Here is a 23,752-nt window from a genome sequence, read left to right on the forward strand (position 1 = left end):
ACGAAGTCGTCAAGGTACCGCGTCGATGCAGGGAGGGCCGGCTAGCCCTTCAGAGCGGCCTTGAGGTTCTTCTTCGCGGCTCTGCGCAGCTGGAAGATGCGGGCCGCGCCGACGACCACGGTGAGCAGTCCACCGCAGACCGCGGCCAGCAGGATCGCCACCCCGAGCGGCAGGGTCCAGCGCCAGCCGAAGAACGCGAACGACGCCGACTCGGTGTTCTGGGCGATGAAGACCAGCAGGACGATCAGGATCAGGAAGCCGGCGATGAGCGACGACCACATGGCGGCCGCCTTGGTCAGCTTGACCTCGTCCACGGACTTGACCATTGGCTCGGGCGGCGGTGGGGGAACCGGCGAACCCGGCGGCGGCTCGGTAGGCGATAGCTGCGGTTCGCTGCTCATGACGCCATCTTTGCCCCTTCTGACCGAGAAAGAAACAACCAAACGTGCAACGAGACGGTGACATCCGGCTGCGGGTGGTGGCCGTCACCAACGTCTCGATGGTCTCGGTCGGCTCCGTCATCGGTATCGGCGGGCTCGGGACGTGGTTCACCGAGGGCTATCAGGCCGACAAGAGCAATCAGATCGTCGCCGGAATCATCGCGATCTTCGTGCTAGCCATCGTCATCGACGTGCTCATCATGCTGGCCGGCTGCGCCATCACCCCGTGGGCGCGGGCGAAGGCGGGGTCATGAACTTCCTGCACCAGGCACTGGCCTACATCTTCACCGCCGCCAACTGGGGCGGCAAAGCCGGTCTGGCCGCCCGCATTCTCGAGCACCTGCAGTACACCGCGGTGGCCGTCGCCGTGTCGGCGCTCATCGCGATTCCGGTCGGTCTTCTCATCGGCCGCACCGGGCGGGGCACCTTCCTGGTGGTCACCGGAGTCAACGCGTTGCGGGCGCTGCCCACCCTCGGTGTGCTGCTGCTCGGCGTGCTGCTGTGGGGGCTGGGCTTGTTGCCGCCCACCATCGCGCTGATGCTGCTGGGCATCCCGCCGCTGCTGGCGGGCACCTACGCCGGGATCGCCAACGTCGACGCGAAGGTGGTCGACGCGGCGCGGTCGATGGGCATGACCGAGAGCCAGGTGCTCACCCGCGTCGAGGTGCCCAACGCGTTGCCGCTCATCCTGGGCGGTCTGCGAACCGCCACCCTGCAGGTGGTGGCGACCGCCACGGTGGCCGCCTACGCCAGCCTCGGGGGGCTCGGGCGCTATCTGATCGACGGCATCAAGATCCGCCAGTTCCACATCGCCCTGGTCGGCGCGCTGTTGGTGACGGTGCTGGCGCTGGTGCTCGACGGGCTGCTGGCCCTGACCGTCTGGGCGTCCGTTCCCGGCGCAGGGCGGTTGCGTCGGATGCAGCAGCCGCTGCTCGACGACGAGGTGAGCCTGGAGTCCGGACCGCCCGCGTCACAGCTGGCTCGCACTTCGAGACCTCGCTACGAGCGCGGAGACCCGTCGCTTACGGTAGACGGGTGAGTGCAGCCACCGAAGCGACAGATAGCGCCTGGCCGGCGATCCTGACCTGGCGCGCACACGACGACTCGCGGATGGAGTCCGCCCGCGTCCAGTTGTCCGGTAACCGGATCAAGGCCTACGGCCGAATCGTGGCCGCCGCCTCCGGTACGCATCCCGCGTTCAGCGCGTCCTACGACCTGGTGACCGACGACGGCGGTGCCACTACGCGGCTGTCGCTGAGCGTCACCCTGGCCGAGCGGGACCGGCAGCTGTCGATCGCACGCGACGAAGAGAACATGTGGCTGATCACCGACCACCAGGGACAGTCACGCGGGTCCTACCAGGGCGCGCTGGACGTCGACGTGGTCTTCAGCCCGTTCTTCAACGCCCTGCCGATCCGGCGCACCGGGCTGTACCGCCGGGCGGCTTCGGTGACGCTGCCGGTGGTCTATGTCAATCTGCCCGACCTGACGGTCGAGCAGGCCTCGATCAGCTACAGCAGTTCGGGGCTGGACAGCGCCGAAGGCATCAAGCTGCACTCGCCGGCGGCCGACACCACCGTCACCGTCGACGACGACGGGTTCATCATCGACTATCCGGGCCTCGCAAAGCGGATCTGATCACTGCGCCGGCACGGCCGGCGGCGGCCAGCTCCTCGCGCCAGTTCTCCTCGCCGAGGGCGATCGTCACGATCTGCGGGCGTGAGAAGCTGTCATAGCGGGTACGCGCGGCATGCCCGGCCTCGACGAGTTCGGCCACCGAGTTCTTCCCCACCAGCGACTGCCGGGCGTGGTGGAGCAGCTCCAGGGCCCGGTCCAAGGTGGGCACCAACTGCTCGGCGTTGGCCTCGCACATCGCACGCACCAGGTCCGGGGCGGTAGCCGCGACACGGGTGGCGTCGCGGAACGACCCGGCCGCCAGGGCGAATGCCAGCGGAACTTCGCCCGCTGTGATCGCCAGCGCCTCGGCCAGCAGGTGCGGCAGGTGCGAGATGCTGGCGGCGGCGGCGTCGTGCTCGTCGGACTTGGCCGGGACGACGACGGCACTGCAGTCCAGGGCCAAACGCATCACCTGGGCCCACACCGTCGCGTCGACGTGCTCGTCGACGGTGAGCACCCAGGGCGCCCCGTCGAACATCCGCGCGTCGCCCGCCCTCCAGCCGGAGTGCGCGGTGCCCGCCATCGGATGGCCACCGACGTAGCGGTCCAGCAGACCAGCCGCCCGGACCTCCTCGAGGACCGCGCCCTTGACGCTGATGACGTCGGTCAGCGGGCAGTCCGGGGCGGTGTCTTTGATGTGGCCGAGCAGCAAGGACACGGCGGGCATGGGCACGGCGAGCACGATCAGTGCGTCGTGTTCGGCGGCCCAGGCCAGCGCTTCGGTGAGGTCGGTCGTGGCGCTGAAGCCGTCGAAGCGGGCGGCCTCGGCTCCCTCGACGGAGCGGTTGTACCCGAACGCCTCGCGGCCTGCGGTTACCGCTGCGCGCATCAGTGATCCGCCGATCAGCCCCAGCCCGAGCACGCACACGGGTGTCTTCGTCACGCATTCCAGGTTGGCACACCGACGTTGCGCGCCACCCGTTACCTGGTCAACAGGCCTGATCAGCGACTACCGTATGCGGCCATGGAGGCACAGCGAGCGTCAGCACCGGGGTCGGCGGACACCCCGGACGGCTTCGGCGTGGCTGTGGTCCGCGAAGAGGGCAAGTGGCGATGCACGCCGATGAGCCGCAAGGTCCTGACGAGCCTGAGTGCGGCGGAGACCGAGCTGCGCGAATTACGCAGCGCCGGAGCGGTATTCGGGTTGCTCGACATCGATGACGAGTTCTTCCTGATCGTCCGGCCGGCCCCGTCGGGGACCCGCTTGCTGCTGTCGGATGCCACCGCGGCACTGGACTACGACATCGCCGCCGAGGCGCTGGAAACGCTGGATGCCGACATCACACCGGAGGACCTGGAGGACTCGGAGCCCTTCGAGGAGGGCGATCTAGGTGTGCTGGCCGATATCGGGCTTCCCGACGCCGTACTCGGGGTGATTCTCGACGAGACCGACCTGTACGCTGACGAACAGCTCGGCCGGATCGCTCGGGAGATGGGGTTCGCTGAGGAGCTCGCGGCGGTTCTCGACCGTCTCGATCGGTGACCTCGGACGACGCCCTGGTCCGTGCGGCCATCGCCGCTGCCGGCTCGGCGGGTCCCGAGGACGTGCCGATCGGTGCGGTGGTGTTCGGCCCGGATGGGACCGAGCTGGCGCGCGCCGCCAACGCCCGAGAGAAGCTGGGCGACCCGACCGCGCACGCCGAGATCCTGGCCCTGCGGGCCGCCGCCCGGGTTTCCGGCGACGGGTGGCGGCTGGAGGGCGCGACGATCGCGGTGACCGTCGAGCCGTGCACGATGTGCGCAGGTGCGCTGGTGATGGCGCGGGTGGCCCGGCTGGTGTTCGGGGCATGGGAGCCCAAGTCGGGCGCGGTGGGCTCGCTGTGGGACGTCGTGCGCGACCGGCGGCTCACCCACCGGCCGGACGTGCGCGGCGGCGTGCTGGCCGAGGAGTGTGCGGCGCTGCTGGAGGTCTTTTTCACCCGTCAGCGCGATTTGGGTTAGTCCGGTGCCCGGCCGTAAACTTCTCGGCGGTGGCGTGTCCGAGCGGCCTAAGGAGCACGCCTCGAAAGCGTGTGACGGGTAACCCCCGTCCGAGGGTTCAAATCCCTCCGCCACCGCCATCTTTGCAGAAGGCCCAACCCGGCCGCCGAGTGTGCAGATTCGTACGCGACACGCCGTCGTGGGCGTACGAATCCGCACACTGGCGAACCGAGCGGCCCTACGGCGCCAGCAACGCGTCGCGTTTCCCAGGAAGCTGGCCTACCCTGGCGTTGCGAAGACGCAGTGCGCCGGGCCAGACGTCTCGAGAACCGTTTGGGGGTTGTTGAGTATGGCGACCGTTTCGGCTCGCGGGCGGAGGTTGGTCTTCGGCGCCGTCGGTGTGGCGATTGCAGTGACGCCCGCAGTGGCGGTCTTCGCTGGACTGGGCGCCCAAGCGCCTCACGTCATGGCCCAGTGCCAGGACACCGAAACCGAGGACAGCTTCTCGATGAACTGCGCACCGACGATCATCCCCGACACCAGCGATCAGCTGACCGAAGCCGAGGTTGCCGAGCCCGGCTTCAACGCCGTTCCCGGCGGCCGTGGCGGCGGCGGCGGTCAGCGCTGACCCAGGTCCTCGTTGAGGATCTGTTTGGCTGTCGACAGGTGATCGATGGCCCGCTCCAGATAGATCTGGTACGTCGAGGCGTCGGCGTGGTGTCCGGTGTCGGAGAACCGCAGGCACGCGTGCGCGGCGGTGTTCACGTCGTCGATCATCCGCTGCAGTTCGGCGGTCAACACGGGATCCGGGGTGGGGAGGTCGGCCTGCAAACCGACCGCGTTGGCGTCGTGCAGCCGTGTGCACCCCGCCCGCACGGCAGCGTCGTCGCCTCGGCCGGCGGCCTGGGAAACCTGATCGAGTGCCCGCGCCGATTCCTTGAAGTGGTCACCGGCCCGCGACTCCCACTCGCGCATCGCCACGGTCAGCGCCGACGATGACGTGGTTGTGGTGCTCGACGCGATCGGCGGCGCGGCTCGAGGTGTTGCGACGGGGTGGCGGGCCATGCCGGCAAACCCCACCACCAACAGCCCGAGACCGACGAGTGCGGCGCCCGCGATGACGGCGACCGCCGCCACCATCCCTCGACGATCGGTCGCCATGGCCTCACAGTGCGCGCAGCGGCCCGTCGGCAGACAGGGTCTTTCGGCCCGAAAACAGCCTTGAGGTCGTCGATCAGGCAGAAAGCTGCCAGGCCTGCGTAACGGGCCGGTGTAATGGGCAGACGGTTGGCACAGCGGACGTGGAGGACATCGATGGAACTGATATCACCGGCGGATTCGATATTCCTGCTTGCCGAGTCGCGCGAGCACCCGATGCACGTCGGTGGGTTGCAGCTGTTCGAGCCGCCCGAAGGTGCCGGGCCGGACTTCATCCGCGACATCTACGCCACCATGCTGACCTACGGGGACGTCCAGCCGACCTTTCGTAAGCACCCGGCCGAACTGCTCGGCGGCATCGCCAATGTCGCCTGGTCGTTCGACAGGGACATCGACCTCGAGTACCACCTTCGCCGTTCGGCGCTGCCGTCTCCGGGCCGGGTGCGCGAGCTGCTGGAGTTGACCTCTCGGCTGCACGGCAGCCTGCTCGACCGGCACCGCCCGTTGTGGGAGGCCCACCTCGTCGAGGGCCTCAACGACGGACGCTTCGCGGTCTACACCAAGGTCCACCACGCGCTTCTCGACGGCGTGTCGGCGATGAAGCTGATGCGCCGGTCGCTGTCCGACGATCCGCAGAACACCGAACTGCTGGCACCCTGGACCATCGGGCCGCGCCAGCGCGCCAAGGGCAGGAAGAAGCGCTCCTCGCCATTGGGTGATCTGGTGAAGGTCGCGGGATCCGTTGCAGGATTTGTTCCTTCGGTGCTGACAATTGCTCGTGCCGCACTGCTCGAACAGCAGCTGACGTTGCCGTTCGGGGCGCCCAAGACGATGTTCAACGTTCCGATCGGAGGCGCTCGACGCTGTGCGGCACAGTCCTGGCCCCTCAAACGGGTCGTCGCGGTCAAGGACGCCTGCGGCGTCACCGTCAACGACGTCATCTTGGCGATGTGCGCCGGAGCGCTACGCGCCTACCTGCTCGAGCAGGACGCCCTGCCCGACCGCCCGCTGATCGCGATGGTGCCGGTCAATCTGCGCTCCGAGGACGATGCCTTCAGCGGGGGCAACATGGTCGGCGCCATCCTGTGCAGCCTGGCCACCGACCTCGAGGACCCGGCGCACCGGCTGGGCACTATTCACGCCTCGATGCGTGGCAACAAAGAGGTGTTCACCCAGCTGCCCGGGTTTCAGCAGCTGGCGCTTTCGGCCTTCAACTTGGCTCCGTTGACGCTGGCTCTGGTGCCGTCACTGGCACAGGCCGCCCAGCCACCGTTCAACATCGTGATCTCCAACATACCGGGCGCGCGCGAGCCGCTGTACTGGCGCGGGGCCCGCCTCGACGGCAACTATCCGATGTCCATCGCGCTGGACGGCCAGGCGCTCAACATCACGCTGTCCAGCAACGCCGACAACCTCGACTTCGGTCTGGTCGGGTGCCGGCGCAGCATCCCGCACCTGCAGCGGCTTCTCGGACACCTCGAGGACTCGCTGGCCGGGTTGGAGGAGGCGGTCGGGGTATAAGCGCACGAAAAAGGCGGCGACGGCCCCTCAGGTTCGTCGCTGCCACGTTCGGGTGCTGCCGCTACGGGCAGGTCACATCGATCTCGAAAGGCTTGTTCACCGGCTGCATCGGGTTGGCCATGTCCACACCCGTGGCGGTGCCGGTGACCTTGATGTTCTTGCCGTCCTTGGTGGCGGAGGCGTTCGCGCCGCCCGGCACACCCTCGGTGTAACCGAGCGTCACACCGTTGACGTTGCCCAGCCCCACGGAGTGAACCGTCGACGCATCCTCAGACATGACGATGGCGATACCGGTCGCCGCCTCACCGATGGCGATGTTGTAGTTGCCGCCGGCGGTCGCGCAGACCACCTGGCCGTTGATGTTCTGCGGCTGGCCGTCGATGGTCACCTTGGCGGTGCCTGCGCCTGTGCTGGCGCCGGGACTCTCGGCGGCGCTTGAGCTCGCGCTTGCCGCTGCGGACGAGCTGGAGCTGGACTCGCTCTTCTTCGCATCCTTGGAACAACCGGACATCCCGGCGACCAGAACCGCGGCGCCGGCAACGGCAACCACACAGCCACGCTTCACGGGTTTCTCCTTTGGTGACGTGACCCGTCGAACTGGCGGATCATCGCAAAAAGTATGGAACCCCGTTTGCAAATGATGTTCGGATTGGAAGAAAAAATCGTCTGAGAACTAGCTGACCACCACCGGATTGTTTGTCTTGGTGCGCCGCAACACATCAGCGACATTAGTAACCTGAGCAGTAACCTGAGCTGGCACCGGTATCATCACCGCGATGAAGACGCTTCGCGCGCCCGAAGAGCGGTTCGCTGGAATAGCGGATTTCTCCAACGAATGGACCGCCCCGAGGTCGCCGGCGGCGAAGCGCTGGCCGGGCTGCTGCGAGCGGGCAACGCCAGCAGCAACACCGCCGCCGATCACAGCACCGTGTTGGGTCGGGCGCTGGAATCGCTGCCGGCCGCCTACCGACCCGACCCGACCCGGAGGACCCCACCGCCCACAAGATCCTGGTGCGGTCGGATTCCGCCGGTGCCACGCACCAGTTCTCCGCCGAATGTCGCAGCAAGGGGTGGGGTTCTCGTCGGGTTCACCGTCGACGCCCGCATGCGCGACGCGATCGACACCAACTCCCTGCCAACTAGTTGGGGGACACACTCCTAGCGGTGTCGGTGAGTTTCCAGCCGACGAGGATGCTCAGGGCGCCGTACACGAGATGCAGGTAGTTGTCGGGTTCGCCGATCGAATGAATGTTGAGGAAGCCCAACGCGCCGGAGACGCCCAGCACGAATGCGGCCAGCAGTCCGATGCCGAGTACCACGTTGGCAATACGGGTGATCGAGGGCATCATTGCAGCGCCCAGCCACGCCGCCCCCAACACCAAGTGGACGATGTTGTGCATCGGGTTCACTGCGAGGATCAGGACCTTCGTGTGGTGTTCGCTGGTGAAGCCGGTCACCGCGAAGCCGATGATTCCGGCAGCGAAATAGATGGCTGCGGACGCGTAGGCAAAAATTTGGTTGCGGGTCATGACGATTCCTTCCGGGCGGGTCGCTAGTCTGCGACCGTCGCAGGTATCGACTCGCGAGCCGGGCCAGGCGTTACAACGAGTCTCAGTCCCGATTGAGTCGGTCAAATTCCGCCATGAGCGCGTCGAGGTTCGCCGGCCGTACCTCCACCGATTCATCGCGCGCTGCCGCGGCGATCCACACGGTTCGACGGATCTGGTCGACGTAGACCCGACATGCCTGGCATCCCCCGAGGTGCTGCTCGAATCGATGCAGATCCGCCTCTTCGAGCGCGTCCTCCAGATACTCGGTGACCAGCGCCACCGCGTCCGAACAGGTGATCCGCAATTCGTTGCTGACGAAGTCGTCCTCAGTCATTTAGATAATCCTCCAACACGACGCGCAGGCTGGCACGGCCCCGATGCAGCAGTACCCGCTGGTTCACCGCCGAAATGCCAAGTGCATCGCAGGTTTCCTCGCTCGACCACCCCTCGATATCACGCATGGTCAGCACCTCACGCTGGGCGTTCGGTACTTTCTGCAGGGCGTCAGCGATCACCGAGCGCACCTCGGCCGACATCAGCCGCTGCTCGGGCAGCAGATCCCAGCGGGCCGGCACGCCGACCCAGTGGTGCGCGCCGAGGTCGGGATGAACGAGCCGCCGTGGATCGACCGAAGGACGCGAGTCAGACTCGAATCCTGCAACGGCGAACGGCACCGTTGTTGATTCCCTGCGGGCCAGTGTGCGCACCCGGTTCAGCATCACCCGAAACACCCAGGTCTTGAGGCTCGCACGGCCCTCAAAGGAGCCGATGGAACGTACCACCGACACCCAGGTATCTTGCACGGCGTCCTCCGCGGTGGCGGCGGACACATACATCCGCGCCAGCCGCACTAGCGGCGCGTGCAGCGTGTCGACGAGGGCTCGGAACGCGTCCTTGTCACCCGCCCGAAGCGCCGCGATCAGGTCCTCGTCGGTGGCCCATCGATCATCGATAACGGTGCGCAAGCGTGCAGCGCCTGCCGTCGCGGGTGTCTCGAATCCTCGCTCCACGAAGTTGGTTACCTCCGGTTGTAACACCGCACGGCATTGCGGAGTCTGAACACTAGCCCCGCCGATGTGAACACCGGCGAGGTCCAAACGATTCCGGATACTGGAGGAAATTATGAGCACCATGCCCCTCATCACCGACGCGACCGCGACGACCGATCAGGCGGAGGCGCTGTCGGCGGCGAAACGAACACTTGGCGCTGTTCCCAATCTGACTCGGGCGATGGCCAACAGCCCGGCGCTGCTTCAGGGGTACCTGGGCTTGGTTGCCAGCCTCGAAAGCGGTGCGCTTCCTGTTGCTACCCGGGAACGTCTCGCCATCGCTGTCGCGCAATCCAATGGTTGCTCCTACTGCCTGTCGGCGCACACCTACACCGGCCAGCGGATTGCCGGGCTGAGCGCGGAACAGGTCGAGGCGGCCCGCAAGGCCGATGCCGACGACCCGAAAACCGCTGCGATACTTGCCTTCGCCGTGGCGGTAAACGAACGGCGCGGCCAGATCGATGATGCTGATCGCGAGGCTGTGCGCCGAGCAGGCGGCAGCGACGCCGAGATCGCTGAGGTGATAGGCCATGTCGCACTCAACGTGCTGACCAACTACTTCAACAACGTGGCGCACACCGAGATTGACTTCCCACTCGTAGAACCGTGATGGGCCGGGGCGCGGCAGACTGACCCGTCCCATCCGCCGTGCCCCCAGTCCATCAAGCCAGCCTGCAACGGCGATGGAGCTCGACGCTGGCAGTGAATCTGACTGCGGCGCAGCAAGATGATCTCCGCGCTCGCGGGCTTCGCCCGCGCCACTGTGTACCAGGCCCTACAGCGCGCCGAACCCCCATCAGCGCGGGCCCAACGGGGGTGAGTCAGTGCCTTCGTCGAACGATGGCCCCGGTATGCGCGCTCACTTCAGCCACCTCGTCGTCGCCAACACCAGTCTGCCGACCGGTGACTTCAACATGCCCGATGTGTGGTGGCGGTTCCGGGAAGCCATCGAAAGCGCGCCGACGGGTGGACGCCGGCGAGCCACATTGTGGACTTGCTGGCTTAGCTACGCCGCGCTGGTTAGATGTCGGCGTGCCCTTCTTCACCGTCAACGCCGAACTGCCGGGCCGGCGGGGTCGCACCGGGGTGATCCACACCCCGCACGGTGACATCGACACGCCTGCGTTCATTGCCGTTGGCACCAAGGCTTCGGTCAAGGCCGTGTTGCCCGAAACCATGCGCGAACTCGGCGCGCAGGCGGTGCTCGCCAACGCCTATCACCTATACCTGCAGCCGGGTCCCGACATCGTCGACGAGGCGGGCGGGCTCGGTGCGTTCATGAACTGGCCCGGCCCGACGTTCACCGACAGTGGCGGCTTCCAGGTGCTCTCGCTGGGCGCGGGGTTTCGCAAGGTGCTGTCGATGGACGCCGATCGCGTCCAGGCCGACGACATCATCGCTGAGGGCAAGAAGCGGCTGGCCCATGTTGACGATGACGGCGTGACGTTCATCTCCCACCTCGACGGCTCCACCCACCGGTTCACTCCCGAAGTGTCGATGCAGATCCAGCACAAGATCGGCGCGGACATCATCTTCGCCTTCGATGAGCTGACCACTCTGGTGAATACCCGTGGCTACCAAGAGGAGTCGGTGGCGCGTACGCACGCCTGGGCTCAGCGGTGCCTGACCGAGCACCGCCGGTTGACCGCGGAGCGGCCCGAGCGACCGGCGCAGGCATTGTTCGGCGTGGTGCAGGGTGCGCAATACGAGGACCTGCGCCGGCAGGCGTCGCGGGAGCTGGCCGGCATTTTCGACGCCGACGGCCGCGGATTCGACGGGTACGGCATCGGAGGAGCGCTGGAGAAGCAGAACCTGGCCACGATCGTCGGCTGGTGCATCGACGAACTGCCGGACTCCAAACCGCGGCACCTGCTGGGGATCAGCGAGCCCGACGACCTGTTCGCGGCGATCGAGGCCGGCGCCGACACCTTCGACTGTGTCTCGCCGTCGCGGGTGGCGCGCAACGCCGCGGTGTATTCGCCTACGGGCCGGTTCAATATCAACACCGCACGGCACCGACGCGACTTCACCCCGATCGACGCCGAGTGCGACTGCTACACCTGCGGTCACTACACCCGGGCTTACCTGCACCACCTGTTCAAGGCCAAGGAGATGCTGGCCTCCACGCTGTGCACCATCCACAACGAGCGCTTCGTGATTCGCCTCGTCGACCAGATCCGTGTTGCGATCATCGCCGGTGAGTTCGACGAACTGCGCGACCACGTCCTCGGCCGCTACTACTCGACGCGTGCACAATAGAGAGATGACTGTTCCCGCGCCGTCACAGGCGCTGCTCGTCACACTGCTCGACCCGGCGCAGCGCGCCGATCCGTACCCGGTGTACCGGCAGATCCTCGACGGCGGCCCCCTGCAGATGCCGGAGAACAACCTGCACGTCTTTTCCAGCTTCGCCGACTGTGACGAAGTCCTACGTCATCCCGCCTCGTGCAGTGACCGGCTCAAGTCGACCACCGCCCAGCGCGCCATCGCCGCCGGCCAGCATCCGCGGCCCTTCGGCACACCCGGCTTCCTGTTTCTCGACCCGCCCGACCACACCCGGCTGCGCCGGTTGGTCGGCAAGGCGTTCTCGCCCAAAGTCGTCAAGGCACTCGAGCCCGACATCGCCGCGATGGTCGACGGGCTGCTCGACGAGGTGGCCGAGGCGGGCGAATTCGAGGCCATCGCCGATCTGGCCTACCCGCTGCCAGTCGCGGTGATCTGCCGGCTGTTGGGTGTGCCGATCGAAGACGAGCCCAAATTCAGTTCGGCCTCGGCGCTGCTGGGTCAGGGGCTCGACCCATTCATCGCGTTCACCGGAGAATCGCCCGGGGCCGAAGAACGCCTCCAGGCCGGCTTGTGGTTGCGCGGGTACCTGCGCGACCTGATGGAGCGACGGCGCGCGGAACCGGCCGACGATCTGATCTCCGGGTTGATCGCGGTCGAGGAATCCGGAGACCAGCTCACCGAGGAAGAGATCGTCGCAACCTGCAACCTGCTCCTGATCGCCGGACACGAGACGACGGTGAACCTGATCGCCAACGCCATCCTGGCGATGCTGCGCCACCGCGAGCAGTGGACCGCACTGGCCGCCGATGCCGACAGGGCGCCGGGCATCGTCGAGGAGACCCTGCGCTACGACCCGCCCGTGCAGCTGGTGGGCCGCGTCGCCGGTGCGGACATGACCATCGGAGAGGCTCGAATTCCCAAGGGCGACACCATGATGCTGCTGCTCGCCGCCGCCCAGCGCGACCCGGGCGTCACCGAGCGGCCGGACGACTTCGACCCCACCCGCGAGGCCATCCGGCATCTCGCATTCGGCAAGGGGCCGCACTTCTGTCTCGGTGCGCCGCTGGCTCGCATGGAAGCGGCGGTGACACTCTCGGCCGTGACGCGACGCTTCCCGCGGGCGCGGCTGGCCGGCGAACCGGCGTACAAACCCAATGTCACCTTGCGCGGAATGGCGTCGCTGCCCGTTGCGCTGAGCTAGCTTGCACGGCACGAGAATTCTGCTGATAGGCGCAGGCGGGGTCGGGTCGGCGTTCTGTGCCGTCGCGAAACGCCGGGACTTCTTCGAGCAGATCGTGGTGTCCGACTACAACGAGGCCAAGGCCCGTCAGGCCGCGGACGCGGTGAAGGACTCGCGGTTCTCGGCGACGCAGGTGGACGCCGGCTCGGCCGACGCCGTCGTCGCACCAGGACGGCAATCCGCGCTCGGCCTACCTCTACCACGTGGTGGACAACGAATGGTCGATGGCCGAGTACGGCCACCAGTGCGTGGTGTGGCAGACCGCGATCAATCCCGTTGTGGCACTGGAACTTCTGGCCAACGGAACGTGGAGCGAGGTCGGCGTCCTTGGCCCCGAGTGCTTCGACTCGGTGCCGTTCCTGGAGCTGCTGACCGCCTACCGCTCGCCCTGGGGACTCAAGGACTTTCCCGCCGAGCAGACGTAAAGTGCGCCATTTTCCCGGCGTGTCGGGACACTTTGCGTCTGCTCGCGCTGAGAAATCTAGAGCGGGTTGAGCACCCGTTCGAGGAACTGCCGGGTGCGGGCTTCCTTCGGGTTGCCGACCACCTCTGCGGGCGTGCCCTGCTCGAGGATCACTCCCTGGTCGGTGAACAGCATTTGGTCGCAAACCTGCTTGGCGAACTGGATTTCGTGCGTGACGATGACCAGCGTCCAGCCCTCGACGGCCAGGTCTTTGATCACCGAGAGCACCTCGCCGACCAGTTCAGGATCCAGTGCGGAGGTCGGCTCGTCGAACAGCACCACGCGGGGCCGCAGCGCCAGCGCCCGTGCGATGCCCACGCGCTGCTGCTGGCCGCCGGAGAGCTGAGACGGGTACTGCTCGCGCTTATCGACGAGCCCGACCTGGTCCAGTAGCGCGACGGCCTCCGTCCGGACCTCCTCGGCCGGCCGCTTCTGCTTTAAGATCGACCAGCGACGTGATCGAGTTGTCGTCAGCACGGGTGACGATCACCCCTTCGCCCACCGAATATGGTTCGGAGATAGCGTATTTCGCCTTCCGCGCCGGGGTGATGGTGACCTCGTTGGCCACGACGTCGAACCGGTTGGCCTCCAGGGCGGCGAAGATCGAATCCCACGGGGTCTCGACGAACTCGACCTTCAGGCCGAGCTTGTCCCCGACGGCCTTGGCGACGTCGACGTCGTAGCCGGTGAGTTGCCTGGTGACCGGATCGTGGTAACTGAACGGTGCGTAGGTGCCCTCGGTGCCGACCCGCAGCACACCGGAGGACATCGGACCGCCGCCATCGAACTTCGAGCCGCATGCGCCGAGGAGCGCGGTCACCACCAGCACGATGGCCAGCAGCGCGGCGCGTGGGAGGTGACGAATTCGGCAGAGGTTAATGACGCGTGGGGTGCCCGCCAATGGTTCGAATCAAACGGGTTGGTATGTCCACGGCGCACGCGGCAGCCGCGTCGGATCGAACTGGCCCAGCAGCTCGGTGATGTTCGCCGACGGCCAGCCCAACGAGTCGCTGAGCACGCTGAAAGCGCGCAGCGCACCCAGCTCGGCGAGGGTGACGGCACCGTCGCGTTTGGCCAGCCGCTTGCCCTCGGGATTGAGCACGAGCGGCACGTGGGCGTACACCGGCGGCGGGTAGTCGAGCAGTGCGCCCAGATACGCCTGGCGTGGGGATGACGACAGCAGGTCGTCCCCGCGGACCACCTGATCGACGCCCGACACCGCGTCGTCGACCACCACGGCCAGGTTATAGGCCGGTACCCCGTCGCCGCGACGCAGCACGAAGTCGTCGACCACACCGGTGTAGCTGCCGTGGACCAGGTCGGTCACCGTGAACTCGGAGACGTCGGCGCGCAGCCGCAACGCAGGTGGCCGGCCGCTCTCCCGCCGAGCGGTGCGCTCGGGTTCGGTCAGCTCGCGGCAGGTCCCGGGGTAGGCACCCTCCGGGGCGTGTGGTGCACGCGGCGCGCTGAGGATGTCCTTTCTGCTGCAATAGCATTCGTAGACCAGGCCGCGGGCGCTCAAAGCGTGTACGACGGTGTCGTAGCAGTCGCGGTGGTGCGATTGCCATTGCGGTTCGTCGTCCCACGTGATGCCGATCGCCGCCAGATCGGCCAGTTGCCGCCGCGCGACGTCGTCGTGGGCGCGATCATCGAGATCCTCGATTCGCAGCAGGAACCGCCGTCCGCTCGAGCGGGCGAACAGCCACGCGAGCACCGCCGTGCGCAGGTTGCCGATGTGCAGGTCGGCCGACGGGCTGGGCGCGAACCGGCCCGCGCCCGGTGCTGGGCGGGTCACGCCCGCAATGTAGCCCGAGGCATGCCCGCGGTGGCAGATGGGTGACCGATGAGTTCGGGCCCGGGCGGAGGTCTAGACAGGGAGGGCCCCCGATAGTTCAGGATGAGTAACTGTGGAGCTTCCCGTGATGCCGCCGGTGGAACCGATGCTCGCGAAAGCGGCGACGAGCGTGCCCGGCGAGGCCGGTGTGTGGTCGTACGAACCGAAGTGGGACGGGTTCCGGGCGCTGGTGTTCCGCGACGGCGACGACGTGGTGGTGCAGTCGCGCAACCGCAAGGAACTGGGCCGGTACTTCCCGGAACTCATCGAGGCGGTGCGCGAGGAAGTCGCACCCCGCTGCGTTCTCGACGGCGAGGTGGTGGTCCCCCGCGACGTCGAGGGCCGTGTCCGGCTGGATTGGGACTCGCTGTCGCAGCGCATTCACCCCGCCGCGAGCAGGGTGCGGATGCTGGCCGAACAGACCCCGGCGCACTTCATCGGCTTCGATGCGCTGGCCACCGGCGACCGCTCGCTGATGGGCGAGCCGTTCCGAATCCGTCGTGACGCCCTGGCCGAGGCTGTCGGCGGCAGGAAGTGGTGCCACGTCACCCGCACCACCGACGATCCGGAGCAGGGTGCCCGCTGGCTCACCACCTTCGAGGGCGCCGGGCTCGACGGGGTGATCGCCAAGCGGCTCGACGGCGCCTACGTGCCTGGCAAGCGCGAGATGGTGAAGGTCAAACACGCCCGCGATGCCGACTGTGTGGCCATCGGATACCGGATCCACAAGAGCGGCGAAGGGGTGGGCTCCATCCTGCTGGGTCTGTACCGCGACGACGGCGAGCTTCAAATGGTCGGCGGCGCAGCATCATTCACCGTCAGGGACCGGATCAGACTGCTCACTGAGCTCGAGCCTCTGCGCAAGGGCGACGACGTGGTTTACGACGGTGAGCCGAGCCGGTGGAATTCGGCGGCCGACAAGCGCTGGATCCCGATCCGCCCGGAGAAGGTCGCCGAGGTGGCCTACGACCAGATGGAGGGTAACGCCGGCTGGCAACGCTTCCGGCACACCGTGCGGTTCGTGCGCTGGCGGCCCGACCGCGACCCGGCCAGCTGCACCTTCGACCAGCTCGACGTCCCGCTGAACTACGACCTGTACGACGTGCTGGAGACGCGCTGATGGCAACCAAGGCAGAAGAACTCGACGTCGACGGTGTCGCGGTCCGGTTCACCAATCCGGACAAGGTGTACTTTCCCAAACTCGGGTCCAACGGCACCAAGGGCAAGGTCGTGGAGTACTACCGAACGGTCGGGGGCGGCTCGTTGCTCACCGCGCTGCGCGACCGGCCGACCCATCTGCAGCGCTTTCCCGATGGCGTCGAGGGCGAGGAGATCTACCAGAAGCGGGTGCCAGAGAAGCATCCCGACTATCTGCACACCTGCCGGGTGACGTTTCCCTCTGGGCGTACGGCCGACGCGCTGATGGTCACCCACCCCTCGGCGATCGTGTGGGCCGCGCAGATGGGGACCATCACCTTTCACCCGTGGCAGGTCCGCTGCCCCGACACCGACCACCCCGACGAGTTGCGGGTGGACCTTGACCCGCAGCCCGGTACCGGTTTCGCGCAGGCGCGCGCCGTCGCCGTCGACATTCTCAAACCGTTGCTCGACGAGCTCGGGTTGGTGGGGTATCCCAAGACCTCCGGCGGCCGCGGCGTGCATGTGTTCCTGCGCATCCGCACCGACTGGGACTTCACTGCCGTGCGCCGCGCCGGGATTGCGTTGGCTCGCGAGATCGAAAGGCGCGCACCCGAATTGGTGACGACGTCGTGGTGGAAGGAGGAACGCGGGCGGCGGCTGTTCATCGACTACAACCAGAATGCGCGGGACCGGACCTTCGCTGCGGCGTACTCGGTGCGCGCCACCCCCATCGCGACGGTGTCGACGCCGCTGACCTGGGAGGAACTGGGCACCGCCGATCCTGACGACTACACCATCGCCACGGTGCCTGCTCTGGTTGCCGAGCGGGGCGATCCGATGGCGGGACTGGATTCGGTGGCGCAGTCGATCGAGTCGCTGCTGGCGATGGCGGACGCCGACGCGGAGCGCGGTCTCGGTGACCTGCCCTACCCGCCGAACTATCCGAAGATGCCGGGCGAACCGAAACGGGTCCAGCCAAGCCGCGATACCGATTTGAAGGCGCGAGACCGCAAGGGCTGACGGCCCTTCATCTGCTACTCGTGTGCCGACAAGGCCACGTTGTCGGTGTTTTCGGTTGCAGGTCGTGGTTTGCGGAAGTGATTGTCGCCGCGCGGGTAGACGACCTGCGGCCACCAGAACCACCGACCCAGGAGCGCCGCGATTGACGGCATCAGCAGCGAGCGCACGATGAAGGTGTCGACCAGTAGTCCGATCGCGATGGTGCAACCCATCTGTGCGAGCACGATCAGCTTGCTGCCCATCATCCCCGCCATCGTGGCCGCGAAGACCAGGCCGGCCGAGGTCACGACACTGCCGGTACCCGCCATCGAGCGGATGATGCCCGTCTTGAGTCCGGCGTGGATCTCGTCCTTGAACCGCGACACCAGCAGCAGGTTGTAGTCCGATCCCACCGCCAACAGGATGATGACCGACATCAGCATGACCAGCCACTGCACTTGCTTGCCGAACAGGTCCTGCCAGAGCAGCACCGAGATGCCGAACGAAGCGGCGATCGAACTGGACGCGGTGGTGACGATGACCAGTGCGGCCACCACGCTTCGGGTCAGGATCAGCATGATCAAGAAGATCAGCGTCAATGACGACACAACGGCGATCATCAGGTCGTACCGGGCTCCATCGGACATGTCCTTGTAGGTTGCCGCGACCCCGCCCAGGTAGATCTTGGCGTTCGAGAGCGAGGTCATCTTCAAGGCCTCCTGGGCGGCCTTGCGTTCGGCGTCGACCCGGGCGATGCCTTCCACGGTTGCGGGATCGCTCTGGTGGGTGATGAACATGCGGGCGGCCTTGCCGTCCGGCGAAAGGAACATCTCCAGACCGCGCTTGAAGTCGGGGTTCTGGAAGGCTTCCGGCGGCAAGAAGAAGAGATCATCGTTCTTGGCCTGGTCGAAGCTCTCACCCATCGCCAGTGCGGTGTCGTTGGTCGCTTGCATCTGGTCGAGCAAGGCCTTCTGCGAGTTGTACGACGCCAGCGCCAGGTCCCGGCTGACCTTCATCGACGCGATCGTCTGGGGCAGCAGTGCGGTCAGCTGCGGAGCGAGGTTAGCCAGTTGGTCGGTGTTGCCCTGCACCGCCGCCGTCTGATCGGTCAATTTGTCGATCCCGTCCAGAGAGTCGAAGACGGACCGTATCGCGGCGCACATGGGGATGTCGAAACAGTGCGGTTCCCAGTAGAAGTAGTTGCGCATGGGCCGGAACTGGTCATCGAAGTTCGCGATGGTGTCTCGCAGCTCTTTGGTGGTTTCGAGCAGGGCCTGGGATTTGGCTGCCGAGTCCAGGGTGAGCTGGGTCTGCTTGAGGGCGAGTTGGTACTGCTTTTCCAAGATGTCGATCGAAACGTTCATCGAATCAACGGTTTTGAGCTGGTTGTCCAACTGATCCCGCTGGAACGGCAGGTTCATGTTGCTGGTCTGACCCGCCACGCTCGTCTGGAACGGAATCGAGCTGTGCTGGATCGGAATACCCAGCGGCCGGGTGATGCTCTGCACCATCGCAATGCCCTCGGTGTGCATGACGTTGCTGGCAATCTTGTTCAGCACCAGCATGTCGGCGGGATTGCGCATGTCATGGTCGGCCTCGACCATCAGGATGTCGGGATTCATCCTGGCCTGGGAGAAATGGCGGTCGGCAGCGGCGAAGGCGATGTTGGTCGGGGCATCCGCCGGTAAGTAGTAGCGGTCGTTGTAGGCAGGTTTGTATCCCGGAAGGGCGAGGACGCCGATCAGCACCACGAACAAGCTCGCCACCAGAATAGGCGCTGGCCAGCGAACCACGGCGATTCCGACCCGTCGCCAAAACCGGCTCCGGGGAGGCCGTTTGGACTCGAACAACCCGACCCTGCTGCCGAGGAACAAGATCGCTGGGCCAAGCGTCACCGAAATCGCCACTACCACGATCATCCCGATCGCCACGGGCGCGCCCATGGTGGTGAAATAGGGCAGCCGGGCAAAACTCAGGCAGTACGTCGCCCCGGCGATCGTCAGGCCCGATCCTATGATGACAGGGGCGACGGACCGGAACGTGGTGTAGTAGGCCGTATCCCGGTCCTCACCCATGCCGCGGGCTTCGCGATACCGACCGAAAAGGAAGATGCCGTAGTCGGTGGCGGCCGCGATCGCCAGCATGGTCAGGATGTTCCCGGCGAATGTCGTGAGCCCGAACACGTCATGGCTGGCGAGCACCGACACCACTCCGCGCGCGGTCAGCAACTGCAGGAACGTCATGAAGAGCTGGATCAGCGTGGTAACGATCGAGCGATAAACCACCAGCAACATGGCGGCGATCCCGATGAGGGTGAAAAGCGTGATCTGCATGAGGCTGGCGTTGCCGATGACGTGCGTATCGTTGGTGAGCGCTGCCGGGCCAGCGACGTGGGCCTGGACCCCCGGCGGAGCAGGGGTGTCCGCGATGACCTTACGGACGGCCTGCACGCCTTCGTTGGCCAAAGTCTGGCCCTGCTCGCCGGCGAGGTTCAGCATCACGTACGACGCCTTGCCGTCAGCGCTCTGAGCTCCGGCCGCGGTCAACGTATCGGCCCAGAAGTCCTGGATGTGCTGGATATGCTCGGGATCCTGGCGCAGCTTGCGAATGATCTCGTCGTAATACGCGTGGGCGTCCGGTCCAAGGGGCCGCTGGCCCTCGACCACGATCATCACCGTGCTGTTGGAATCGAACTCCTTGAAGTTGGCGCCCATCCTCTTCATGGCGATCATCGACGGCGCATCGGCCGGAGCCATCGGAGCCGAATGCAGCTCACCGACCACTTCGAGTTGCGGCGCGATCACATTGACCAGCACTGCGATGCCGACCCAGAACAGGACGATCGGCAGCGCAAGGATGCGTAGACCGTGGGCGAGGAACGGCCGTCTGGGTTGGGCGACGGTGGGCTCGGCCGGCGGCATCGTGCGGGTCATGCGGACTTCACCAGGCAGTACGTCTGGGCGTTGATGCCCTCGGCAGATCGCTCCTCAAGGACAGTCCCATTCACGGTGACGCGGCATCCAATCTGGTCACCATCGGTCCGCGCCATGAGACTGGCGCTGACCGACGGCAACAACGTCGACAAGGTGATCGACCACGGCAGAGGCACCGTGATCACGTGCACGTTGGCATCCGGGTCGAAGTAGCCGATCTGGGCATTGGTGCCCGATGCGCCGAAAACGTCGTAGACCACGACCTTCGGATTGAACTGGACGATCTCGACACCGGAACCGGCACCGGCGTTGGGGTCCTGGGAAGCGAACATCCGGTGCAGGCGCGAAACGACCAAACCCGAGACTGCCAGCACAACCACCAGAACCACCGGGATCCACACTCTTTTCAAGAGACGACCCACCACCGGACCAGCCCTCACCCGACCGCCCTCCGCCGATCAACCGGTCGTGTCACGACCGCCGCCGCCACCACCGCAGCTAAGCCTGGCAACGTGTGCCCACCTTCTCGGCCACGTCCGGGTCCGCCACAACACTGTCCGGTGGACAGTCAGCGTTCGCGGCGAGCCGACACACGATTGGATCGGCGACCCGCGCCGAAAGCCATAACGTGTTTTGCTCCACCGAAGTCAGCGTTGCAAGCAACGCCGCGAGGCGTTCTCGACGGAGTCGCTTCCGATCATCGAGCAGCCTCTTCCCATGCGTGGTGATGCCGATCAGGGTGGCGCGTCCATCATCAGGGTCGGCAAGCCTGCCGACTAGGTCCTGGCGCTCCAGCCTCTGGATCAGCTGCGTCATCGACGGCTGGCTGACTCCCTCTTTGGCGGCCAGCACTGTGAGCCGGATGGGCCCTTCACGGCACACCCTGTTCAACGCATACGCTGCGGAGGCGCTCAAGTCGGCGCGGTCGGTCAGAAACCGCGCCGTCAGATCCATGGCGTGATCGAGCAACTCGCCGATGCAGTCGCTGGCGTCGTCATCCAGCTGCCTCTTTGCCACGCCTAAGCTATATCACGCCCACTATGTAGTGGCAATCAGGAGCAGGCCGAATCCACGGTCTGACGGAGTCAGCGCCGCGACGACCTTGCACCCGGATAGGTCGTGACGGAAACCATTGCAGCCGAGGCGACCCCGCGACCGCGATCACCGATGCAGTACGGAGAGGCCCCGCGGGAGGAACAGCACTTCGCGAGACGGGTCGCCGACCTCAACACCCGACCTGAGGCGCTGCGGTCACGCAAGCGTCGTTTGGTCGAGTTGTATTTACTCGCCTATATGCCGATCGCTGTGATTGCCGAGTCGCCGTACGTTCGAGGCGGTCGACCTCTCGGGTATCCGGGTTGACCCGGCGGCCGGCTGGCAAATCCGCCAGTGACGTCGGTCCCGCGTCGTGCGGCGCGTGGTATGAGACCCCGCTGGTGCGGACCAATAATCGGCGAGAGGGTAGCGAGGGCCATTGCGACCGTTGTGTTTTCAATAAGAATTTGTTAGCAGTCGCCCAGCGGCACAGGGGAACAGCTGCCTCCGAGGTGGCTCGTCGACCTGCGAGAACACTGGAAGCGGCCGAATGCTGGGTGGGATGACGGGTTGCGGAGGCAATTTCTCCGTCTGATTTTTGACGCGTCGGCAACCGATCCTCAAGTGGGTGTGATAGACACGCAGCAAACTCAGGGAAGTCTCAGGTGCGGAGACGCGCCGCACTTAGGGGGAGAGATGGCGCAGAGAACCAGGAAAGTCGGCGACAGCACCGGACGACGCCGCGGCGGGCGCCGCATCCAGCCGTTTGCCTGGCTCGGTGCCAGCGCCATGACGCTCGGCCTCGGGGCCGCGATGGCCAGCGGAACCGCGATCGCCCACGCGGACGACGCATCCAACTCCGGTGCCTCGGGCATCGGGCACAGCCGGTCGGCGGACACCGACTCGGCGTCCTCGCCCAGGTCTGCGCGGGCGGCCAAGCGCCCCGCCGCGGCCACTGCCGCGGCACCCGTCGCGGGTAAGCGCACGCTGTCGCTGCGGACACCTCAGCTTCGGTCGACGTCAGACAACGGAAGCGACACCGGCGCACCCACGGCGACGGCCGCGAGCGCCCGCCAGTCGGTCGCGCGCACAGTCGCCGTCTCGGTCCCGACTGCGGCGGTCAGCACGGCCTCGTCGGCCGGTTCTGCGTCCGTCACCCAACACTCCACCGCAGCCGCGTTACCACCGTTGCCGCCGGATGCCACGCCCCCATTTGGGCCCTACGCGCCCTCGACGCCGACCGTTCCCCCCTACGCGCACGTTCAGCAGGCATACAGCGATATCGCCACCGCGCAGAGCGCTCTCAACGCGGCGACCTGGGGGACCGGCAATATCCTCGGCGGACTGGCGGCGGTCGCACCGCAGGTGCTGTTGTCGGCGGCGTCGTTCGAACTGTCGGCCTGGGAAGGCTCAAACCCGGGCGCGCAGGGATTCTTCGCCAACACCGCAGGCATCCCGATCATCCATCAGATCGCCCAGGTGACCCTGGTGGGAACGATGCTGCTGCCGGCGACGTCGCAGTTCTCGCTCAACGTGGCGAACTTCCTGCTGCCCGTGGTGGGATTGTTCGGGGCGTCGATCGCCCCGGCGCAGACGGCGCTCAGTGGAGCCCAGAGCAATGGCCAGGTCTACGCCGTGGTGCCGGTCCGGATGTACAACACCACCGAGCCGCTGGTCAACGTCGCGGTCAACGGCGGAAGCAGCGTGCCCGTTCTGGTCGACACCGGCTCCTCAGGCCTGGTGATCGACGCCAAGAACGCAGGCAACCTTGACCCCAACAACAAAATCGCGACGAATCAGTCAGGTGCCTATAGCGGTGGGTTCAAATACACCTACGACACGTACAAGAACACAACAGTCGATTTCGGTAATGGAGTTGTGTCCGACCCCGACACCACCACAGTGAACGTTGTCACCTCAGCGACGTACGGCGGTAATCCTTCTACGCTCGAAGAGTATCTCCGGGGCGCTGGAGCTGTCGGTGTCCTCGGCATCGGAGCGAACACCTACGGTCCGGGTCCCAGTATTCCGACGACGTCACTACCCGGTGAGCTGAGCGACGGTGTTCTGCTCTACCAGAACTTCTGGCCGTTCGGGCTCGGCGGCTTCATGGTCTTCGGCCCGAACGCATTGCCGGCCAGGGCGACGCTAACCGGCACACCGATCACTCCGTTGCAGGTGTCGATCAACGGTGGCACCAAGAAGGACGTCATGGCACTGGTCGACTCCGGCGGCGTGTACGGGACCATGCCGTCGGACATCGTGACCCCCGACGGAAGCTACGTCCCGGCGGGCACCAACATCGCGGTGTACGCCCCGGACGGCACCTTCCTCTACTCATTCACCACCGGTAGCGCCCCGTACGCCCCGTCGAGCGTCGGCCCCAGCACCACGGACTACATGAACACCGGCTACTACGCCTACCAGCAGGGGCCGGTCTACATCGACTACACCGGCAACAACGGTTCCGGCTACACGGTCTTCGACTACTCCTGAACCCAGGAGGT

Annotated in this window: 24 protein-coding genes, 1 tRNA gene and 7 pseudogenes; 18 read left to right on the forward strand and 14 right to left on the reverse strand. The window is 66.2% G+C overall.

Annotated elements, in window-relative coordinates:
• Positions 1-41 precede the first annotated feature (41 nt).
• Positions 42-401, reverse strand: coding sequence for a LapA family protein (locus K9U37_RS04865; protein WP_243070751.1), 360 nt, complete (start codon positions 399-401; stop codon positions 42-44).
• 68 nt (positions 402-469) lie between these two features.
• Between K9U37_RS04865 and K9U37_RS04870 the strand changes: the two are divergent.
• The 3 genes and pseudogenes from K9U37_RS04870 to K9U37_RS04880 all read left to right on the forward strand — a co-directional run.
• Positions 470-694: pseudogene (locus K9U37_RS04870) on the forward strand (ABC transporter permease); the annotation flags it as partial.
• Complete coding sequence (locus tag K9U37_RS04875) at positions 691-1,479, forward strand: ABC transporter permease (RefSeq protein WP_243070752.1); 789 nt, start codon at positions 691-693, stop codon at positions 1,477-1,479. The pseudogene K9U37_RS04870 and the gene K9U37_RS04875, both read left to right, overlap by 4 nt.
• Positions 1,476-2,078, forward strand: a complete 603-nt coding sequence (locus K9U37_RS04880; RefSeq protein WP_243070753.1) for a putative glycolipid-binding domain-containing protein — start codon at positions 1,476-1,478, stop codon at positions 2,076-2,078. The genes K9U37_RS04875 and K9U37_RS04880 overlap by 4 nt, the downstream gene beginning before the upstream one ends.
• Here K9U37_RS04880 and K9U37_RS04885 read toward each other — a convergent pair.
• Entirely contained in the window at positions 2,044-2,985 is a 942-nt protein-coding gene (locus K9U37_RS04885) for a prephenate dehydrogenase (RefSeq protein WP_243073231.1), read from the reverse strand. The two genes, K9U37_RS04880 and K9U37_RS04885, sit on opposite strands and share 35 nt — an antisense overlap.
• A gap of 96 nt (positions 2,986-3,081) precedes the next feature.
• Here K9U37_RS04885 and K9U37_RS04890 point away from each other — a divergent pair, with 96 nt between their 5' ends.
• From K9U37_RS04890 to K9U37_RS04905, 4 genes are all read left to right on the forward strand, one after another.
• Positions 3,082-3,600 carry a tRNA adenosine deaminase-associated protein gene (locus tag K9U37_RS04890; RefSeq protein WP_243070754.1) on the forward strand — a complete coding sequence of 173 codons (519 nt, stop codon included), beginning with the start codon at positions 3,082-3,084 and terminating at the stop codon, positions 3,598-3,600.
• Positions 3,597-4,058, forward strand: coding sequence for a nucleoside deaminase (locus K9U37_RS04895; RefSeq protein ID WP_243070755.1), 462 nt, complete (start codon positions 3,597-3,599; stop codon positions 4,056-4,058). The genes K9U37_RS04890 and K9U37_RS04895 overlap by 4 nt, the downstream gene beginning before the upstream one ends.
• Positions 4,059-4,086: 28 nt before the next feature.
• Positions 4,087-4,177: transfer RNA gene (locus K9U37_RS04900), tRNA-Ser, on the forward strand.
• A gap of 209 nt (positions 4,178-4,386) precedes the next feature.
• Complete coding sequence (locus K9U37_RS04905; RefSeq protein WP_243070756.1) at positions 4,387-4,665, forward strand: hypothetical protein; 279 nt, start codon at positions 4,387-4,389, stop codon at positions 4,663-4,665.
• On the opposite strand, the gene K9U37_RS04910 is transcribed toward K9U37_RS04905, so the two are convergent.
• Positions 4,656-5,198 carry a hypothetical protein gene (locus K9U37_RS04910; RefSeq protein ID WP_243070757.1) on the reverse strand — a complete coding sequence of 181 codons (543 nt, stop codon included), beginning with the start codon at positions 5,196-5,198 and terminating at the stop codon, positions 4,656-4,658. The genes K9U37_RS04905 and K9U37_RS04910 overlap by 10 nt on opposite strands.
• A 153-nt stretch (positions 5,199-5,351) precedes the next feature.
• Between K9U37_RS04910 and K9U37_RS04915 the strand changes: the two genes are divergently transcribed.
• Positions 5,352-6,716, forward strand: a complete 1,365-nt coding sequence (locus tag K9U37_RS04915) for a WS/DGAT/MGAT family O-acyltransferase (protein ID WP_243070758.1) — start codon at positions 5,352-5,354, stop codon at positions 6,714-6,716.
• 61 nt (positions 6,717-6,777) lie between these two features.
• Here the strand turns inward: K9U37_RS04915 and K9U37_RS04920 are convergent, their stop codons facing one another.
• On the reverse strand, positions 6,778-7,281 hold the full coding sequence (locus K9U37_RS04920; protein ID WP_243070759.1) for a lipoprotein LpqH: 504 nt from the start codon (positions 7,279-7,281) through the stop codon (positions 6,778-6,780).
• Between the two features lie 108 nt (positions 7,282-7,389).
• Positions 7,390-7,638, reverse strand: coding sequence for a hypothetical protein (locus tag K9U37_RS04925; protein WP_243073485.1), 249 nt, complete (start codon positions 7,636-7,638; stop codon positions 7,390-7,392).
• Between K9U37_RS04925 and K9U37_RS20330 the strand changes: the two are divergent.
• A pseudogene (locus K9U37_RS20330) lies at positions 7,528-7,863 on the forward strand (IS1380 family transposase); the annotation flags it as partial. The gene K9U37_RS04925 and the pseudogene K9U37_RS20330 overlap by 111 nt on opposite strands.
• Here K9U37_RS20330 and K9U37_RS04935 read toward each other — a convergent pair.
• Genes K9U37_RS04935 through K9U37_RS04945 form a run of 3 tightly spaced genes read right to left on the reverse strand, consistent with a single transcriptional unit; the run spans position 7,856 to position 9,408 of the window.
• Positions 7,856-8,401: a DUF4383 domain-containing protein gene (locus K9U37_RS04935; RefSeq protein ID WP_372489391.1), complete on the reverse strand. Its 546-nt coding sequence runs from the start codon at positions 8,399-8,401 to the stop codon at positions 7,856-7,858. The pseudogene K9U37_RS20330 and the gene K9U37_RS04935 overlap by 8 nt on opposite strands.
• Entirely contained in the window at positions 8,328-8,600 is a 273-nt protein-coding gene (locus tag K9U37_RS04940; protein ID WP_243070761.1) for an anti-sigma factor family protein, read from the reverse strand. The genes K9U37_RS04935 and K9U37_RS04940 overlap by 74 nt, the downstream gene beginning before the upstream one ends.
• Positions 8,593-9,408 carry an RNA polymerase sigma factor gene (locus K9U37_RS04945; RefSeq protein WP_243070762.1) on the reverse strand — a complete coding sequence of 272 codons (816 nt, stop codon included), beginning with the start codon at positions 9,406-9,408 and terminating at the stop codon, positions 8,593-8,595. The genes K9U37_RS04940 and K9U37_RS04945 overlap by 8 nt, the downstream gene beginning before the upstream one ends.
• Here K9U37_RS04945 and K9U37_RS04950 point away from each other — a divergent pair.
• From K9U37_RS04950 to K9U37_RS04965, 6 genes and pseudogenes are all read left to right on the forward strand, one after another.
• Entirely contained in the window at positions 9,398-9,925 is a 528-nt protein-coding gene (locus K9U37_RS04950; RefSeq protein ID WP_243070763.1) for a carboxymuconolactone decarboxylase family protein, read from the forward strand. The two genes, K9U37_RS04945 and K9U37_RS04950, sit on opposite strands and share 11 nt — an antisense overlap.
• A 253-nt stretch (positions 9,926-10,178) precedes the next feature.
• Positions 10,179-10,370 (forward strand): annotated as a pseudogene (locus K9U37_RS20335) (hypothetical protein); the annotation flags it as partial.
• Positions 10,348-11,574 (forward strand): tRNA guanosine(34) transglycosylase Tgt, encoded by a 1,227-nt coding sequence (gene tgt, locus K9U37_RS04955; RefSeq protein ID WP_243070764.1) that lies wholly within the window; start codon positions 10,348-10,350, stop codon positions 11,572-11,574. The pseudogene K9U37_RS20335 and the gene tgt, both read left to right, overlap by 23 nt.
• A gap of 4 nt (positions 11,575-11,578) precedes the next feature.
• A complete protein-coding gene (locus K9U37_RS04960; protein ID WP_243070765.1) occupies positions 11,579-12,802 on the forward strand; it encodes a cytochrome P450 in 1,224 nt (407 codons plus the stop codon).
• Between the two features lies 1 nt (position 12,803).
• Positions 12,804-12,995 (forward strand): annotated as a pseudogene (locus K9U37_RS20340) (saccharopine dehydrogenase NADP-binding domain-containing protein); the annotation flags it as partial.
• 13 nt (positions 12,996-13,008) lie between these two features.
• Positions 13,009-13,266 (forward strand): annotated as a pseudogene (locus K9U37_RS04965) (ATP-binding protein); the annotation flags it as partial.
• Between the two features lie 56 nt (positions 13,267-13,322).
• Here K9U37_RS04965 and K9U37_RS04970 read toward each other — a convergent pair.
• From K9U37_RS04970 to gluQRS, 3 genes and pseudogenes are all read right to left on the reverse strand, one after another.
• Positions 13,323-13,748, reverse strand: a pseudogene (locus K9U37_RS04970) (amino acid ABC transporter ATP-binding protein); the annotation flags it as partial.
• Positions 13,723-14,169, reverse strand: a pseudogene (locus K9U37_RS04975) (transporter substrate-binding domain-containing protein); the annotation flags it as partial. The pseudogenes K9U37_RS04970 and K9U37_RS04975, both read right to left, overlap by 26 nt.
• Before the next feature lie 45 nt (positions 14,170-14,214).
• Entirely contained in the window at positions 14,215-15,099 is an 885-nt protein-coding gene (gene gluQRS, locus K9U37_RS04980) for a tRNA glutamyl-Q(34) synthetase GluQRS (protein ID WP_243070766.1), read from the reverse strand.
• 112 nt (positions 15,100-15,211) lie between these two features.
• Between gluQRS and K9U37_RS04985 the strand changes: the two genes are divergently transcribed.
• Positions 15,212-16,258, forward strand: coding sequence for an ATP-dependent DNA ligase (locus tag K9U37_RS04985; protein ID WP_443627143.1), 1,047 nt, complete (start codon positions 15,212-15,214; stop codon positions 16,256-16,258).
• The gene (gene ligD, locus K9U37_RS04990; protein ID WP_243070767.1) at positions 16,258-17,298 is read left to right on the forward strand and encodes a non-homologous end-joining DNA ligase; all 1,041 of its coding nucleotides are present in this window, start codon (positions 16,258-16,260) and stop codon (positions 17,296-17,298) included. Before K9U37_RS04985 ends, ligD begins: the two co-directional genes overlap by 1 nt.
• Positions 17,299-17,312: 14 nt before the next feature.
• Here the strand turns inward: ligD and K9U37_RS04995 are convergent, their stop codons facing one another.
• Genes K9U37_RS04995 through K9U37_RS05005 form a run of 3 tightly spaced genes read right to left on the reverse strand, consistent with a single transcriptional unit; the run spans position 17,313 to position 21,227 of the window.
• A complete protein-coding gene (locus tag K9U37_RS04995) occupies positions 17,313-20,210 on the reverse strand; it encodes an MMPL/RND family transporter (protein WP_243070768.1) in 2,898 nt (965 codons plus the stop codon).
• Positions 20,207-20,650, reverse strand: coding sequence for an MmpS family transport accessory protein (locus K9U37_RS05000; protein WP_243070769.1), 444 nt, complete (start codon positions 20,648-20,650; stop codon positions 20,207-20,209). The genes K9U37_RS04995 and K9U37_RS05000 overlap by 4 nt, the downstream gene beginning before the upstream one ends.
• A 58-nt stretch (positions 20,651-20,708) precedes the next feature.
• On the reverse strand, positions 20,709-21,227 hold the full coding sequence (locus K9U37_RS05005; protein ID WP_243070770.1) for a MarR family winged helix-turn-helix transcriptional regulator: 519 nt from the start codon (positions 21,225-21,227) through the stop codon (positions 20,709-20,711).
• Between the two features lie 714 nt (positions 21,228-21,941).
• Here K9U37_RS05005 and K9U37_RS05010 point away from each other — a divergent pair.
• Positions 21,942-23,741 (forward strand): PecA family PE domain-processing aspartic protease, encoded by a 1,800-nt coding sequence (locus tag K9U37_RS05010; RefSeq protein WP_243070771.1) that lies wholly within the window; start codon positions 21,942-21,944, stop codon positions 23,739-23,741.
• Positions 23,742-23,752 lie beyond the last annotated feature (11 nt).

The organism is Candidatus Mycolicibacterium alkanivorans (genome assembly GCF_022760805.1).
Classification (GTDB): Bacteria; Actinomycetota; Actinomycetes; order Mycobacteriales; family Mycobacteriaceae; genus Mycobacterium; species Mycobacterium alkanivorans.